The sequence below is a fragment of the Methylovirgula ligni genome (genome assembly GCF_004135935.1).
Classification (GTDB): domain Bacteria; phylum Pseudomonadota; class Alphaproteobacteria; order Rhizobiales; family Beijerinckiaceae; genus Methylovirgula; species Methylovirgula ligni.
Genome location: NZ_CP025086.1, coordinates 1,380,807 through 1,394,766, shown reverse-complemented (window position 1 = coordinate 1,394,766; position 13,960 = coordinate 1,380,807). Strand labels below are relative to the sequence as shown.

At 60.2% G+C, this 13,960-nt stretch carries 13 protein-coding genes and 1 tRNA gene; 7 read left to right on the top strand and 7 right to left on the bottom strand.

Translation table 11 applies throughout. The annotated features are described in order from the left end of the window. Window positions 1–276: 276 nt before the first annotated feature. Together CWB41_RS06780 and CWB41_RS06775 are read right to left on the bottom strand one after the other, a co-directional pair. Window positions 277–1,017, bottom strand: a complete 741-nt coding sequence (locus CWB41_RS06780; RefSeq protein ID WP_181902934.1) for a 3-oxoacyl-ACP reductase family protein — start codon at window positions 1,015–1,017, stop codon at window positions 277–279. 70 nt (window positions 1,018–1,087) lie between these two features. Continuing rightward, entirely contained in the window at window positions 1,088–1,711 is a 624-nt protein-coding gene (locus CWB41_RS06775) for a TetR/AcrR family transcriptional regulator (RefSeq protein WP_245441076.1), read from the bottom strand. Window positions 1,712–1,879: 168 nt separating this feature from the next. Between CWB41_RS06775 and CWB41_RS06770 the strand changes: the two genes are divergently transcribed. The 4 genes from CWB41_RS06770 (at window position 1,880) to CWB41_RS06755 (ending at window position 4,791) form a co-directional block, all read left to right on the top strand. Further along, window positions 1,880–2,299 carry a MarR family winged helix-turn-helix transcriptional regulator gene (locus CWB41_RS06770; protein WP_115834996.1) on the top strand — a complete coding sequence of 140 codons (420 nt, stop codon included), beginning with the start codon at window positions 1,880–1,882 and terminating at the stop codon, window positions 2,297–2,299. Between the two features lie 99 nt (window positions 2,300–2,398). Further along, window positions 2,399–3,559: an alpha/beta fold hydrolase gene (locus tag CWB41_RS06765; RefSeq protein WP_115834997.1), complete on the top strand. Its 1,161-nt coding sequence runs from the start codon at window positions 2,399–2,401 to the stop codon at window positions 3,557–3,559. A 150-nt stretch (window positions 3,560–3,709) separates the two neighbouring features. Continuing rightward, window positions 3,710–4,069, top strand: a complete 360-nt coding sequence (locus tag CWB41_RS06760) for a DUF302 domain-containing protein (protein ID WP_245411119.1) — start codon at window positions 3,710–3,712, stop codon at window positions 4,067–4,069. Between the two features lie 167 nt (window positions 4,070–4,236). After that, entirely contained in the window at window positions 4,237–4,791 is a 555-nt protein-coding gene (locus tag CWB41_RS06755) for a hypothetical protein (protein ID WP_129396427.1), read from the top strand. A gap of 39 nt (window positions 4,792–4,830) precedes the next feature. On the opposite strand, the gene CWB41_RS06750 is transcribed toward CWB41_RS06755, so the two are convergent. The 3 genes from CWB41_RS06750 to CWB41_RS06740 all read right to left on the bottom strand — a co-directional run bounded on the left by CWB41_RS06750 (window position 4,831) and on the right by CWB41_RS06740 (window position 6,740). Next, on the bottom strand, window positions 4,831–5,454 hold the full coding sequence (locus CWB41_RS06750) for a TetR/AcrR family transcriptional regulator (RefSeq protein ID WP_115834999.1): 624 nt from the start codon (window positions 5,452–5,454) through the stop codon (window positions 4,831–4,833). After that, on the bottom strand, window positions 5,393–6,211 hold the full coding sequence (locus CWB41_RS06745; protein ID WP_115835000.1) for an SDR family oxidoreductase: 819 nt from the start codon (window positions 6,209–6,211) through the stop codon (window positions 5,393–5,395). Before CWB41_RS06745 ends, CWB41_RS06750 begins: the two co-directional genes overlap by 62 nt. Before the next feature lie 454 nt (window positions 6,212–6,665). Beyond that, window positions 6,666–6,740 (bottom strand) — tRNA-Gln (locus CWB41_RS06740). 226 nt (window positions 6,741–6,966) lie between these two features. On the opposite strand from CWB41_RS06740, the gene CWB41_RS06735 reads away from it, so the two are divergent. The 3 genes from CWB41_RS06735 (at window position 6,967) to hisG (ending at window position 11,073) form a co-directional block, all read left to right on the top strand. Then, window positions 6,967–8,850, top strand: coding sequence for a feruloyl-CoA synthase (locus tag CWB41_RS06735; protein ID WP_115835001.1), 1,884 nt, complete (start codon window positions 6,967–6,969; stop codon window positions 8,848–8,850). A gap of 88 nt (window positions 8,851–8,938) precedes the next feature. After that, the gene (locus CWB41_RS06730; RefSeq protein WP_115835002.1) at window positions 8,939–10,096 is read left to right on the top strand and encodes an ATP phosphoribosyltransferase regulatory subunit; all 1,158 of its coding nucleotides are present in this window, start codon (window positions 8,939–8,941) and stop codon (window positions 10,094–10,096) included. Then, window positions 10,093–11,073: an ATP phosphoribosyltransferase gene (gene hisG / locus CWB41_RS06725; RefSeq protein ID WP_115835475.1), complete on the top strand. Its 981-nt coding sequence runs from the start codon at window positions 10,093–10,095 to the stop codon at window positions 11,071–11,073. Before CWB41_RS06730 ends, hisG begins: the two co-directional genes overlap by 4 nt. A gap of 11 nt (window positions 11,074–11,084) precedes the next feature. Here hisG and CWB41_RS06720 read toward each other — a convergent pair whose 3' ends face one another. Together CWB41_RS06720 and CWB41_RS06715 are read right to left on the bottom strand one after the other, a co-directional pair. Further along, window positions 11,085–13,199 carry an ABC transporter ATP-binding protein/permease gene (locus CWB41_RS06720; protein ID WP_115835003.1) on the bottom strand — a complete coding sequence of 705 codons (2,115 nt, stop codon included), beginning with the start codon at window positions 13,197–13,199 and terminating at the stop codon, window positions 11,085–11,087. Window positions 13,200–13,418: 219 nt separating this feature from the next. Continuing rightward, window positions 13,419–13,766 (bottom strand): integration host factor subunit alpha, encoded by a 348-nt coding sequence (locus tag CWB41_RS06715; RefSeq protein ID WP_115835004.1) that lies wholly within the window; start codon window positions 13,764–13,766, stop codon window positions 13,419–13,421. Window positions 13,767–13,960: the final 194 nt, after the last annotated feature.

Sequence of the window (13,960 nt, the reverse complement as noted above, 5' to 3'; positions counted from 1 at the left end):
GACCTCCTGTTCCACGTGGAGGTAGTTGTAGGCTACGTCTTTGCGGTCGAATTCGATGACCCGCTGCATGATCCATGAGCGACCACGCTATCGCGACATCCAAGAAGGGTCCGCTGCGATTCCAGTGGCCACGGCTAAATCTAGCTTGAGCCTTGGCTTTTAGTTGGCCGCGAGTCCCTGGTGAGCTGTGCCAAGGGCATCCAGCGACGCCCTTATAGACTCCGTTAACGTAGCTACGGCATGGGTTATCTTTTTGGACGTCGGCCTTTTCCTTGGTCACAGTACGAACCCGCCGTCGATCGTAAGACTCGCTCCCGTCATATAGCCGGCCTCTTCGCTGACAAGGTAGGATACCAGCGCCGCGATCTCGGCCGGCTGCCCGACGCGATGCAGCGGCACCATTTCCGTTAAGCGCGGGATCATTGCGGCTGTCATGTCCGTCTCGATCGGGCCTGGCTGGATATTATTCACCGTGATCCGGCGCGGTGCGAGGTCAAGCGCAATTCCCTTCACCATGGTCGCCACCGCAGCCTTGGTCATGGCGTAGACGCAGGTTCCTGAATTGCTCGATCGGACAGCCGTGTTACTGCCGACCGTGATGACCCGGCCGCTATCGCGCATGTGTGGCACGGCAGCCTGAATTGACAGGTAGACACCGCGGACGTTCACTGCGAGCATCCGGTCTAGGTCTTCGAGTTTGAATGTCTCGATCCCGCCCACGCGAATAATTCCGGCATTGACCACGACGGCATCGATCGGGCCAAACCGCTCCACTGTCCTGACGACGGCAGCTCGGATCGCGCCGGGATCGGCGCTGTCAGCCTGGATGTCTAAGGCATGCCCCCCGAGCGCCTCGATCTCAGCAACCACCTTTTCGGCCTTGTCTGGCTGGGAGACATAGGTCAGCGCAACAGTGAAGCCATCCTTTGCCAGACGCAACGCCGCCGCGGCGCCGATACCCCGCGATCCGCCAAAAACCAGCGCCGTCTTTTGCTCTGCCGCTCTTTCACTGCTCATCGCTCTGCTCCGTTGTTGATCGATCGGTCCATAATTGTTGGCACCTTCACCCTTGCGGATTGGCGAATTGCTAGATGGCCTTCAGGCGATCGACAGCGAATCGCGCCATCGTGCGAAGGTCTTTGGCTGCTACACCGCCACGTGCGGCAAGTTGGATTCCGGACATCGTCATCTGGATGAACGCGGCGGCCTCTGTCGGGCTCGTGCCTTGATCGAACTCTCCGACGGCTTGGCCCTCGCGGATTCGATCGGTCAACCGCTTCCGGAGAAGCGCAGCGACCTTCGCCCGCAGGGCAGTGAGTTCGGGATCTGACGTGCTAAATTCAGCGATGGCACCGACACCCATGCAGCCCATGGCGCGCAAACCATCGTCTTCAACAATGAGGCCGGAAAGCAGATCTCGAACGCCTTCCGTAGGCGAGGCCGGATCGTTCAAACGCTTCAAATGGCCCGCCGTCGTGCGTCGTTGATAGGTCTCAAGCGCTTCCAGATAGAGCCGTCGTTTGTCGCCGAAAGCATTGTACAGGCTCTGTCGGGCGATCCCCATCGCTTCGACCAAATCCGCGGTCGAGGTCGCAGCAAACCCCCTTGCCCAGAACACGCGCATCGCCTGTTCCAGTGCCGCATCACGATCGAATTCACGGGGCCTAACCATAAACAGCCCATAAACGATTACGGATCGATCAGTCAACAACAGGCCATTTTCACCTCGCTGCCCTCTCGCCTTCGCGATGAAGGGACTGCAAGACTCGACAAGACCAGCTTGTCGTGACGGTACGGTAATGACGTCCCATCAGAGTCCGACTCTTCCTTCCACCCGTCCGGGCTTGACTATATATGTGCAATTGCACTACTAGGACGCATGCAAGAACCCCTGGAGCTTTGCTATTGTCAAGCCGCGCGGCGGAGCGCGCGCTTCCTGTCGCGGATGTATGACCGCCATCTGGCTCCGGTTGGAATCAATATTCAGCAGCTTTCAATCCTGGGAGCTATCACACACAATCCAGGCTTACTGATTGCCGATCTTGCGGATCGCATGGTGATGGAGCGGACGACGCTCGTGCGCGCGCTCAAGCCTCTGCGGGAAGCTGGTTTAGTTATGAGCGGGGCGTCTGGCACCAGTCGTAGCTTGGCGCTGACCGTTTCGCGGCGCGGTCATAAGGTAGTTGCGGATGCAATGCCTTTGTGGGAAGCGGCGCAGCACGAGTTCGAAACGCAATTCGGATCGGGCAACGCAGCGACCCTGCGAAAAGAAATGCAAAAAGCTTCTGCTCTAGCCTAGAGAACAGTCGAGATTCATAAATCTGGCGCTTAGATATGTGTAATTACACTGATTTAGAGCGAACACCCGAAAGCAGATGTCAAGCTGAAGGAATGAAGGATGTTCGTTAAGACGAAAGTATCTACGCCTCGGACCGCGGCCGGGAAGCCGGGCAAACTTCAAACCCTGGTGCTCACGACGATTGCGGCGCTTGGCGTCATGGCGCAACCTGCCGGCGCTCAGACGAGCGAAACTTCAACAAATGCCGCCGCGCAACCCACGGCATCCACCCAGCGGGAGGCAGATGCATCCTTTGCTGATTATAAATTCCGGGACGGTGAGACGCTACAGAACCTGCGGCTTCATTACGTGACGCTCGGCCGTCCACATAAAAATGCGAGCGGATCCACCGACAACGCAATCCTTCTGCTTCACTGGACGGGCGCCAACAGCCGGGCGCTTTTATCACCGCAATATCAGACTGCCCTCTTTGCACCCGGCGCGCCTTTAGATCCAAGGCGGTTCTTTATCATCATCCCCGACGACATCGGCCATGGTCAATCGAGTAAACCGAGCGACGGATTGAAGGCGCAGTTTCCGCATTACGGCTACGGCGACATGGTCGATCTGCAACATAAGCTGGTCGTAGACATACTGGGCATCAGCCACCTGCATGCCGTTATCGGAATGTCGATGGGTTGCATGAATGCATGGCAATGGGCCGAAGCTTACCCGAAAGCAATGGACGGCGTTATGCCGATCGCCTGTTTCCCCGCCGCCATCAGCGGCCGCAACCTGCTATGGCGGCGCATGTTCGTGCTCAGCGTCAAATACGCTCTTTCGAGCGGAAACTTTCAACATCAGCCACGCCCGCCGGCCGTGCCCGCAGCGCTGATCCGAATGATGATCGACGGCGTGCCCCACCTTCAAGCCGAAGTGACGACACCTGAAAGCGCCGACGCCTTCATCGAACAGGCCGGGAAACAATCCGCCGGCCAAGACGGGAACAACGCCGTCTACGCGTTTCAGTCCTCGGAAGACTTTAACGCTGAGCCCAGCCTCAAGAAGATAAAATCCAAGGTCTATGCGCTCAATTTCGCCGACGATGAGTTTTATCCCGACAGCCTCAAAATCCTGCAGCGTGACGTTCCGAAGGTGGCGCGAGGACGGTATGTCGTGCGTCCGACAACGGCGGGATCCGCCGGCCACTTCTCAATGGCGTTCCCGACGCTATGGAAGCGCCAGGTCGCAGAATTTATCGCGTGGCTAGACGCACGTTGACTCTCGGGAGATCGCCATGACGAACGAGAGCAAGATCGAGACTGACGTTACCGTCAAGCATGTGAAGGTCGAAAGCACCCGCTCGTTCGAAAGCGCGCGGCATGCCTTGAATCAATCATTCCGAAGCTCGATCCCTCGGTCCTTGCTCTATTGAGCGAGGGGCGCGCCGAACGCGCCAAAAGCCTACTGGAAAGTGGCCCCGAACTCTCGATCTTTCGGAGCCGGGATCACGGCGGCGTTCTGCAAATGGCTGGGCTTTTCAGGAAGGCTTTGCAGTATGACGTCGGTAATCCACTGACGGCTTCTAAAATGACGCGTCATCGTCTTTCCGCGGCGCTCTACGCACCTTTTCGGGTCTTGCTCTACGAGAATGAACGGGGAAAGGCAGTCTTTGAATACGACAAGCCTTCGTCCCTCTTCGGACAGTTTGGCGATGAAACGGTCACCGAAGTCGCACGGGGGCTTGATACAGCAATCGAGCGTGCTTTGAAGCAGGTAGATAACAGATAAGGTTCCGGCGTTGGGATTAGCGCGACGGTGACGATCTGGACGGCTGTGCAATTATGTCAATGACGGCGGCATTCGCCTTTAACTCCTACAAATTGGCCGATGACCAATAGGCATTTCGTCAAGAAGGTCTCGATATGCAAATGCGAATAGACCGCCCGGCAATTGTCATGGGCCACCTTCTATTGATGGCCATGCCGTCCGTCGTTCTCGCCAGCGCGTCTATTGAAAGCTTCGATCCAGGACCCGCAGCACCATTTTCAGTCGAGTGCGACCGAAACGAAAGTGGGATAGGAGGGTATTTGGTTCGGGTACAGAGCAGAAGCAATGCATCAATAAAAATATATGAAGTCCTTATAAATAATCGCCCCGAGTGCAGCACAGTGCAGGTTATCGAAGGTGGAGAATTAGCTGGCAATCAAATCCAGAGCACCGAAGATTGGGGCAGCCCGAGCGTTATGCACGCAATTTGGCTCCGCTCCGGTAAGGCAATCATCGACAGGAACACGACCTATAACGCCGACGTCGATCTCGTCCTGGAGTCTGGAAAGCGGTTCCTCTGGCAAACCGCCTGTGCGCCGATAGACGTCAAGATGACGACGAGCGCTGGGTATGCGGAATTCCAATTCCATACCGTCCTGCCACCAAACCCGAGCGTCTACTTCGAGGCTAACGCCCGTAAGATTCCCAAACGCGTTGCGCTCAAAGGCAACCTCGGATGGTGACAATCATTCGTGGAAGCAAGGGAGACAGCTCAGAAGGGACTACCGCGCCTCCGACTGGGTGAGCCCAACAATCAATGTGTCGATTATTGCGACCAGCCGGGCGCGGTAGGATTTCTCCGCGAGGCTGCCTGTCTTCAGTGATCCAATAGCTGCTGCCAGAAACATGTCGGTCACGCCAGGCCGCGCTATTCCGGCTTCATTGAGCAGGCCCGTCAGCATGGAACGCATGCGCCGATTGTAGTCATCGTAGATCCCCGCCGCAATAGCATCCTTGGACGCGGCCAGTTCAGAGAGGTGCGGTGAATGCGCGACAAGCCGGTTCACTTTGCCGATATAACAATCGAGAAAATCGACAACGCGTTCATTCAACGGCTTCTCTGCAGCGATGACGTCTCGCGCCGCGACAAAGTTTTCCGCACAGATACGCTGCGCTAAAGCCGCGAAGAGGTCGTTCTTCGATTCGAAGTAGAGATAGACCGTGCCCTTCGCGATGCCTGTTTCGCTCGCAACATCGTCGATGGACGTGCGCTTAACCCCGTATTGCAAGAAGAGGCGTTGAGCTGCATCCAGAATCCGGACGCGCTTTTCCTCGGTGTCGGGTTCAGTGGGCTTGCGGGAAGGATTTGCGCGGGCCGACGAGGATTTCCGAGACGCTAAGATCATGGGGTTGCGTTACCGTATAAAGCACCGCCCGGGCCATATCGTCAGCAGACGCGAAGATAGCGGAGGCACGAGCGTGAAGGATTTCGAGGGTCTCGTCCGAAAGGACGTCGCCAGTTTTGAAGTCTGACGCAATACCAACTGAGTTCAAGATGCTGTTTACGAACTCAGCTGGGAAGTGCCGGCCAAAATTGGTGGCGACGGCGCCTGGCATGATGGTGACCGATCGAATCGGTTCATTTTCCAGTTCGGCGCGCAAGGTCGCGCAGATCGAGTTCACGGCCGCCTTGGTCGCTCCATAGACACGGAAGCCATCGCCGCGCCCTGCATAAGAGGAAATCGTTACAATGTGGCCCGCGCTTTTGGTGGCGCGCATCGCTCGCACCGCTGCCTGGCTCCCCACGAGCATTGCGATGACATTGGTTTCGAACATGTCACGCCAATCAGTCAGTTTTCCTTCAATAATGGAACCGGGATAATCGACGCCGGCGGCGTTGACCATGATGTCGAGCCGTCCGGTCCGATCTACCGCTTCGTCCACGAAAGCTCGAAGCTTTTCGTAATTGTGCACGTCGAAGGCGCCGATGCTGGCCCTGCCACCGGCGCGCTCAATCACTCCGGCAAGCGCTTGAAGTCGGTCGCCGCTTCGGCCGGCAATGAAGACATGGCTTCCCTCTTGCGCAAGCAGCTGAGCTACGGCCTTGCCTATCCCGGATGAGGCACCCGTGATGACGGAAGTTTTTCCGCTAAGCATGACCATCCGCGAATTCCGATGAGAATGACCGAGTAGTATAAACAAGTCATCTGGTCAATCACTTCATACGCGCGGCCGTTTCGATGCCGCCGAATGCCTTTCTCTCTTCGGCTTTGCTGTGGGGCATTCCGGCTTTCAAGCCGAAGGCACGTGAGAACAGCTTCCAAGAGACGTCCCGCCGACGCGATGTCCGCTTTCGAGAAGCCGATTAACCTACGGAGAACGACCGACATGGGCGCAAAGTAGCCATTCAGGCTTGTCCCCGCACAGTCTCGGCAATTTCTTGGTACCGCACACCAGGATTGAGAAATCACGTGTGCAGACCGCTGCCTAGAATACGGGACGGAAAGCTGAAAATGGCACTAGGCGGCGTCGCCAGAGCCTGCACCTTGCGCTCAACCTTCGGAAATGTCGTACCTTCTGCGGCGAGGCGCATTTCGCGTTGAGAAACCGAACTGTCTGGCTGGGGCGGGAGGATTCGAACCTCCGGATGGCGGAATCAAAATCCGCTGCCTTACCACTTGGCGACGCCCCAAAACCTGCGGCGCGCTTTCCGCCCGGATGAAATCATCCGGCCAATAAAAATCGCGCCGATTCATAGTGTTAGAGCGGAATCCCGCTCCTGGAGACTGGCCCTGGCGTTGAATGCGCCGCAGGGCCGACGGCGGCGCGACCATAAAGCCAGCTTTTGCGGGTCGCAACCTCTTCCGCCGGGGCCGAGAGTTGATAAATAGCCGGAAAGAGTTCTCCATCGAACCGCCATGCCGGCTTCCGCCCTCCCAAATCAACGACCTGTCGATCTCGGCCCGCTCGATATCGCGCTCACACCCGGCGGCGACGGTGTGCTCTACGCCCGCTCGCCCATTGAACTCGGCAGCTACGAGGACAGGGTCACCCTCTGGCTCGATCGCTGGGCGGCGCTGCGGCCGGACCAGATCTTTCTCGCCGAGCGCGAGGCTAGCGGCGTCTGGGCGAGGATCACGTATGCGCAGGCGCGCGCCAAGGCGCGCCGGCTCGCCAGCGCGCTCCTCGCGCGCGGCCTCAGTGCCGAGTGGCCGCTCGTCATTCTCTCCGGCAACAGCATCGCCCATGCCCTGCTCGGCCTCGCGGCGCTTTATGCCGGCATCCCCTATGCGCCGATCTCGCCCGCTTATGCGCTCGCGGCACCGGATTTCACGCGCCTGAAAAGCATCTTCGGCTTGCTGACGCCGGGCCTCGTCTTCGCCGAGGATGGCGCGGCCTATGCGCAGGCGCTTGCCGTGGCGCCGGAGACGGCCACGCGCCTTGTCGCAAGTGCGCCGCCGCTTGGCGCGGAACTTTTGTCCGACCTGCTGGCAACGCCCGAAACCGCCGCGCTCGACCGTATTGAGAGCGACGTCGGGCCACGGACGATCGCCAAATTCATGTTCACTTCCGGCTCGACCGCCGCACCCAAGGCCGTCATCACGACACAAAGGATGCTCTGCGCCAATCAGGCGATGATCGCCCGCGCGCTGCGCTTTCTCGCGAGCGAGCCGCCGGTGCTTCTCGATTGGCTGCCCTGGAGCCACAGCTTTGGCGGCAACCAGAATTTCAACCTCGTCCTGGCGCATGGCGGCACGCTCTATATCGATGCCGGGCGGCCGACGCCCGACGGCATCGCGGCGACGCTCGCCAACCTGCGCGAGATTTCGCCGACGCTGCATTTCAACGTCCCCGCGGGCATCGAAATGCTGCTGCCGCATCTCGCCCGCGAAAAGAAGCTCGCGACAAATTTCTTTCGTCATTTGCGGCTTACGTTCTTCGCCGGCGCGCCGATCGGCCGCGCGACCTATGAGACGTGGAACGAGGCCGCCGCGGCGGCGTGCGGCGAGACAATTCTGGCGATGAGCGGCTATGGCGCGACCGAATCCGGCCCGGCGACCACCTTCTGGACGCCGGCGATCCGCGCCGAAGGTGGCGTCGGTCTGCCCCTGCCCGGCGCCGAATTGAAGCTCACGCCGCGCGGCGAAAAGCTGGAAGTACGTGTCAAAGGACCGAACGTGACGCCCGGCTATTGGCGCGACCCGGACGCAACGCAACAGGCTTTCGACGACGAAGGCTTCTTCCGTCTCGGCGATGCCTTGCGGCTCGCTGACGCCGCCCAACCGCGCCAGGGCTTTTGCTTCGACGGGCGCGTGGGCGAGGATTTCAAGCTGGCGACCGGAACCTGGGTCAGCACCGGCCCGCTGCGAGAAGCCTGCCGCGCCGCCCTGGCCCCTTTCGCGCAAGATGTTGTCCTCACCGGCGCCGGCCAGCCTTTCGCCGGCGCATTCGTCTTCCCGAATTTCGCGGCTTGCAAAAGCCTCGGTCTCGATCCCGCGGCGACACCCGTCGAAATCGTCGCCCATCCCAAGGTCCGCGCCAAGTTCCAGGCTCTGCTCGACACTTTCGCAAGCGCGACCGGCGGCTCATCGCGGCGGATCGCGCGCCTGATCCTGCTGAGCGAACCGGCTTCGGCGGCAGCGGGAGAGCTGACCGATAAGCAGGCGTTGAATGCAGAGGCGGTCCTGACCAATCGCGCCGATTTGCTCCCCGGTCTTTTTTCCGCCACGCCGCCGGCGCAGGTCATCATCGCCGCGGCGACACCCGCCGAACATCGACAAGACTTTGTAATCGCAAAATGAATTGACGTTTGCACGCCATTCACCTTGCCCGCCGAAAGAGATCGCGCCACCGGCGCGCAATTGCTAAAGAGAAGCGCAAATTCGAGAGATGCCCGTGAGCGCCGATCAAAATTCCGCTGCCGCCAAGCGCGCCGCGTCCGCGGCCCTTGTCGCGCATCTCGAAGCTTCCGGCTATCCGCTCTACGAGCCGCCGATCCTGCAAAAGGCGGCGTTGTTCTTCAATTCGGGCGAGGATATCCGCAGCCGCCTCTATCTGACGAGCGACCTGTCCGGCGCCGAATATTGTCTGCGGCCGGAATATACGATCCCGGTTAGCCAGCATTATCTCGCCTCGGATGTCGCCGGGCGCGCTGCGACCTACAGCTATTGCGGCCCGGTGTTCCGCTATCGCACCGATGGACCCAACGAGTTTCTGCAAGCCGGGATCGAGAATTTCGGCCATCCCGACCGGGAGGCCGCCGATGCCGAGATTCTCGGCGTCACGCTCGACGCCGTCGCTGCGCTCGGCCAAATCAATCTCGACGTGCGCTTCGGCGACAACGGCCTGATCCGCGATCTCGTTGCCGCGCTCGACCTCTCGCCGCAATGGCAGCGGCGCATCCTGCGCGGCCATGCGCAGGACAAATCGCTCGACGCCATTCTCGCCCAGCCGGCGAACGGCAAGGCCCGCGACCACACCGGCGTGCTCGCAGCGCTCCAAGGTGCGGACAAGCAGGGCGCGCGTGCGCTGGTCGAAGACCTGCTCTCGATCGCTGGCATTTCCAGCGTCGGCGGCCGCAGCGCGGCGGAGATTGCCGAGCGGTTCCTCGAACAGGCGGCGCTGAAATCCGGCCAGGATTTCCCGGACGAGGCGCGCGCCATCCTGAACGAGTTTCTTTCTATCGAGACTGACCCGGATCAGGCTTCTGCCCGGCTGCGCCAGATTGCGGCGATGACGGGCGTCGATCTCAATGCCGCGCTCGATCGCTTCGACGCGCGGCTCGGCTTCATGGCCGCGCGCGGCCTCGATGTCGCCGATTTCACCTTCTCGACCCGTTTTGCCCGCGATCTTGAATATTACACTGGCTTCGTCTTCGAGGCGTTCGAACGCGGCCGGCCGCGCAATGAGCCCATCGTCGGCGGCGGTCGCTTTGACGGCCTGCTCAAATCGCTCGGCGGCGAGGCTGATATTGGTGCCGTCGGGGCGGCGATCTGGATCGAGAGATTGAAGTTGCCTGAGCGCGGTCAGACGGATTGGTGGCGATGAGCGAACTCGAAAAGCCTCAGCTCATTCTCGCCGTACCGTCAAAAGGCCGGCTGCAGGAGAATGCCGCCGCGTTCTTCGCCCGTGCCGGGCTGCAATTCGTGCAAGGCCGCGGCGCGCGCGATTATCGCGCCAGGATCGCCGGCCTCGACAATGTCGAGGTCGCCTTCATCTCGACTTCGGAGATCGTGACGCACCTTGCGGCCGGCACCGCGCATCTCGGCATCACCGGCGAAGATCTGGTGCGCGAGAGCATCCCGGATGCCGATGCGAAATGCGAGCTGCTGGCGCCGCTCGGTTTCGGCTATGCCAATGTCGTCGTTGCCGTCCCGCAGGCCTGGATCGACGTCAAGACCATGGCCGATCTTGAAGATGTCGCGCTCGCTTTCCGCGCCAAGCGCGGCGAGCGGATGCGGGTCGCGACCAAATATGTGAATCTGACGCGGCGCTTCTTCGCTGAAAGTCATGTCACCGATTACCGCATCGTCGAAAGCCTCGGCGCAACCGAGGGCGCGCCCGCTGCGGGCACGGCGGAGTTGATCGTCGACATCACGACGACGGGCGGCACACTCTCGGCCAATGCGCTGAAGATTCTCGATGACGGCGTGATCTTGCGCTCCGAGGCCAATTTCGTCGCCTCGCTCGCCGCACCCTGGACAGAGGAAACACGAGAGGCGGCGCGCATCATTCTTTCGCGCATCGCCGCGGAGGAAATCGCGCGCACGACGCGCGAGGTGTCCGCCCGCATCGCCCAGGCGGATGTCGAGCTTTTCGCCCATGCCGAAGTGCTCTTTTCGGCGCGGCCGCGTCGCCATCTCGCCGACGGATGGCTGACGCTGACCTGCCCGAAGGACAAAGTGCCGGCGCTTGCCGATTGGCTTCTGGCGCAAGGCGCGGCGGAAGTCAGCGTCACGCAGCTCGACTATGTCTTCGACGAGAAGAACAAGCTTTACGAAAAGCTCGCGGCGCGGCTTGCATAGAGTGGCGGAACTTACTCCGCCGCCTTCCCCACATTGTCCTTCGGCGTGAAGATTCCGCTGCCGCCCGACGGCTGCATTTCGAGCCGGCGTTCGTGGTATTGCTCGATGGTCGCGCGATGTCCGATCGAGACGATCGTGGTCCTGGGCAGTCTTTCGCGCAGCGCCTGATAGATGCCCGCTTCCATCGGCTCGTCCATCGCCGTCGTCGCCTCGTCGAGAAACAGCCAATCCGGTTTCTCGAGCAAAGCGCGCGCGATCGACAGGCGCTGCTGCTCGCCGCCGGACAATTGCTGCTGCCAGACGCCTTCGACATCGAGCTTGTCCGCCAGATAGCCGAGTTGGGTCGCTTCGAGCGCGTCGCGCAATGTCGCGTCGTCGTAGTGCTCCGGCGCGCCGGGATAGGCGAGCGCGCTACGCAAACTGCCGATCGGGATATAGGGCTTTTGCGGCAGCAGCATCAGCTTCGCAGACGAAGGCAGATCGATCTTGCCCTGGCCATAGGGCCAGATACCGGCGATAGCGCGGAACAAGGTCGACTTTCCGGAACCCGAGGGGCCGACGAAGAGCGCCGGAATCTCCGAGACGAGATCGAGATTGGCGTCCTCGACGATCGTGCGGCCGTCCGGCAGGCGCAGCGTGACTTCCGCGAGGCTGACATTCGACGCTCCGGGCGCGACCCGCGCGGGCTGCGGACGCAGTTCGTAGGCATCCGCCTTTTCGATCGACTGGTCGAAGGATGTCAGACGATCGAGGACGGATTTATAATCGGCGAGATAGACATAATAGCTGACGACGAACGTCAGCGCGTTGTTGACATTGCTGAAGGCGCTCGCCGTCTGCGTCATGATGCCGAGCGTGATCTTGCCGGCGAAATAGAAGGGCGCGGAGACGATATAGGGAATGAACGGACTGATCTGCGAATAGGATTGGGTGAAGGCCGTCAGCCGTTTGCGGCAGGAGATGATCTCGAAATAATTCGCCACGATCGCGCCGAACCGCGCCTTGAGCGAACGTTTTTCCGTCTCCTCGCCCGAGAGGAGCGCGACCTGTTCCGTATATTCGCGCAGACGCGCGAGCGAAAAGCGGAAATCGGCCTCATAGCGCTGGCGTTTGAACGAAAGCAGCGCGAGCGGGTTGCCGATCCAATGCGTAAGCCACGTGCCAACCGCAGCATAAATTAGTGCGGCCCAGAAGAGGAAGCCGGGTACGGCGATATGAGTCCCCGGCAGCGTGAAATTGGCCGAGAGAAGCCAGAGCAGGATGGCGAAGGACACCAGCGAGCTCAGGTTCGAGATGAGCAGGATCGAAAAGGAATAGATGCCGTAGCCGATATCGCCGCCATCGATAAAGCGGTTGATATCCTCGGAGATGCGCTGGTCCGGGTTATCGGCCGGCGAACCGGCGAGCGACATGCGGTAATGGCGGTGATTGTCGAGCCAGCGGTCGAGATAATAGCCGGTGAGCCAGCGCCGCCAGCGGATGACCATTGTCGAGGTGACCACATATTCGACGACGGCCGCGAAAATATAAAGGAAGGCCCACACCAGGAAGACAGTGAAAAGCTGATACCAGAACGCCTTCGCATCCTTGTTCTGGATCGCATTGAACCAATCGCGCGAGAAGAACGAGAGGCGGATGTTGATGCCGACCTCGGCCTGATTGATGAGGACGAGGAAAACCACCATCGCCGCGCCGATCTTGCGCTCGGCGGCACGATAGGACGGGAACGGCCAGATCCTGGCGTCGGCGACATCGCGCGAATCGAAATAGCGGTCGGCGATCCGCATCATCGCGCGGACGAGCGGCACGAAGGAGATCGCATAAACGCCGATCGCGAAGAACGCGACGCTCAGCGGCAGGCTCTCGGGAATCTCATAGTCGGCCCATTCGCGGGGCCATTCATGAAGCTGCGCCGCGAGGCAAAGAACACCGAAGACGATGACCTCGATCGCGAAGATTGCGACGAAAATCCGCAAATAGCTCGAAATATGCTGCGACCGGAACGTCGTATAGGCGCAGATGAGCGAGGTTGCAGCCAGCAGGCCGGTGGTTGTGTCGCCGATCCTGACGGCGACGAAAGCGGCGGCGGCGGCGAAAAGCGCGACGAGAATTGCAAGACTTTTCATGGAGACCGTTCAACTAGAGCGAAGGACGTCGGTATTGAATCGTCATGGCGCCCTTATGGCTTTTTAAGCGCATCGGATTCGCTCGAAAACCGCCTGCGCTCGGCGCGATCAAACACGCTTTAGCGCACAGGCGCAAATCGCAGCCTAGTTACAGCTTTGTAATCTTCGCGGCTTTTCCGTGAATGCGCGGAAGGGGAGGATTTCGCCGCGCTGGCCGGCCTAGTCCTGCAATTCCTGTGCGGCTTCGGCGCTTTCGCCGTTGATGATCGCGACAAGAACCGGCGACGGCCGGAAGGTGAGAACCCGCCGGGGCTTGATCGGCACTTCAATGCCGGTGCGCGGATTGCGGCCGATACGCTCGCGCTTGGCGCGGACTGAGAACAGGCCGAACGAGCGAAGCTTGACGGTCTCGCCGCGAACCAGCGCGGCCGAAATTTCTTCCAATGTCATTTCAAAAATATCGCGTGCCTGGGCGCGGGAAAGACCCTTGCAGGAGTCATAAACGGCATTCAACAGATCAGCCCGGGTGGCTGTTTTCTTGTTTTCCGTCGGCGTCTCCTGCCCCACTTTTTCTCACTCCTAATCCAGGCTTCGGAAGCGCGAGGTCAGCCATTCGGCTCCGAATGTCGAACGGCCCGCGCCGCGCGATGCAGTTCTAGTCAGTGATCCGCGCGCGAGAAACGTATATTCTCGTCCCATGCACTAGGCCGCACAAGTTAAGTAAACAAAAAGCCCCGGAAACCCGGGGCTTTTAAGTGTCG

What these genes read in the sequence shown, in the direction of transcription:
- CWB41_RS06780 (WP_181902934.1), bottom strand. Translation starts at nt 1,017, where the DNA reads ATGAGCAGTGAAAGAGCGGCAGAGCAAAAGACGGCGCTGGTTTTTGGC.
- CWB41_RS06770 (WP_115834996.1), top strand. Translation starts at nt 1,880, where the DNA reads ATGCAAGAACCCCTGGAGCTTTGCTATTGTCAAGCCGCGCGGCGGAGC.
- CWB41_RS06765 (WP_115834997.1), top strand. Translation starts at nt 2,399, where the DNA reads ATGTTCGTTAAGACGAAAGTATCTACGCCTCGGACCGCGGCCGGGAAG.
- CWB41_RS06755 (WP_129396427.1), top strand. Translation starts at nt 4,237, where the DNA reads ATGGGCCACCTTCTATTGATGGCCATGCCGTCCGTCGTTCTCGCCAGC.
- CWB41_RS06750 (WP_115834999.1), bottom strand. Translation starts at nt 5,454, where the DNA reads ATGATCTTAGCGTCTCGGAAATCCTCGTCGGCCCGCGCAAATCCTTCC.
- CWB41_RS06745 (WP_115835000.1), bottom strand. Translation starts at nt 6,211, where the DNA reads ATGGTCATGCTTAGCGGAAAAACTTCCGTCATCACGGGTGCCTCATCC.
- CWB41_RS06735 (WP_115835001.1), top strand. Translation starts at nt 6,967, where the DNA reads ATGCCGGCTTCCGCCCTCCCAAATCAACGACCTGTCGATCTCGGCCCG.
- CWB41_RS06730 (WP_115835002.1), top strand. Translation starts at nt 8,939, where the DNA reads ATGCCCGTGAGCGCCGATCAAAATTCCGCTGCCGCCAAGCGCGCCGCG.
- hisG (WP_115835475.1), top strand. Translation starts at nt 10,093, where the DNA reads ATGAGCGAACTCGAAAAGCCTCAGCTCATTCTCGCCGTACCGTCAAAA.
- CWB41_RS06720 (WP_115835003.1), bottom strand. Translation starts at nt 13,199, where the DNA reads ATGAAAAGTCTTGCAATTCTCGTCGCGCTTTTCGCCGCCGCCGCCGCT.